General features: G+C 75.6%; 1 pseudogene. It reads left to right on the top strand.

Annotated elements, in window-relative coordinates:
* Positions 1 to 17 precede the first annotated feature (17 nt).
* Positions 18 to 1028, top strand: a pseudogene (locus tag V6U77_RS29835) (type I polyketide synthase); the annotation flags it as partial.

Raw genomic sequence — 1028 nt, 5'->3', positions numbered from 1 at the left:
AGTACTGGGTGCGGCACGTGCGGCAGCCGGTGCGGTTCGCCGACGGGGTGGCGGCGCTGCGGGCGCAGGGCGTGGACACCTTCCTGGAGGTCGGCCCGGACGCGGTCCTCACCGCCATGGCGGCCGAGGCGGAGACGGCGGACGACGTGCGGTACGTCGCCACGCTGCGGCGCAACCAGCCCGACGTCACCACCCTCACCACCGCCGTCGGGCAGCTCTGGGTCGCGGGTGTGCCGGTGGACTGGTCGGCGTACCACGGTCAGACCGGCGCCCGGCCGCGCGTGGTCGAACTGCCCACCTACGCCTTCGACCGGCAGCGCTACTGGCTGGAGGATCCCCGGCCCGCCTCGGCGCCGGAGGGCGCCCACACCCCGGCCGACGAGCAGTTCTGGGCGGCGGTCGAGTCCGGCGACCTCGCCGTGCTGGGCGATGACCTGGCCGTGGGCGCGGACGAGCCGTCCACGGCGCTGCTGCCGAAGCTCGCCCGGTGGCGGCGGGCCACGCAGCAGCGGGCTGCCGTCGACTCCTGGCGGTACCGGACGACGTGGCGTACGACCTCCGTGCCGGACAGCGCGACGCTGCCGGGGACCTGGCTGCTGCTGATGGCGCCCGGGCAGGAGGACCACCCGGTGGCCGTGGAGTTGGCGGCCCGGGCCGACCGGGCGGTCCCGGTGCTGGTCCCCGCCGGCGCGGACCGGGACCGGGTGGCACGGCTGCTGCGGGAGGCGATGGGGTCCGACGACCGGGACGCCAACCTGGTGTCCCTGCTGTCCCTCACCGACTCGCGGGAACCCTCCACCGTCCCGGCCGCCGCGGAGGTGTCGACGGCGCTCGCCGTGGTGCAGGCGCTGACCGACGTCGGCGGGGCGGGCCGGTTGTGGTGGCTCACGAGCGGGGCCGTGTCGGTCGGCGGCTCCGACGTGCTGGCTGACGTCGCGGGTGCTGCGGTGTGGGGTTTGGGTCGGGTGGTGGGTTTGGAGGTGCCGTTGCGGTGGGGTGGTTTGGTGGATTTGCCGGGTGTGTGGGGT

The organism is Micromonospora sp. CPCC 205546 (assembly GCF_036902715.1).
Taxonomy (GTDB): domain Bacteria; phylum Actinomycetota; class Actinomycetes; order Mycobacteriales; family Micromonosporaceae; genus Micromonospora.
The sequence above is the reverse complement of the archived record's forward strand: the minus strand, read 5'-3'. Positions and strand labels throughout refer to the sequence as shown.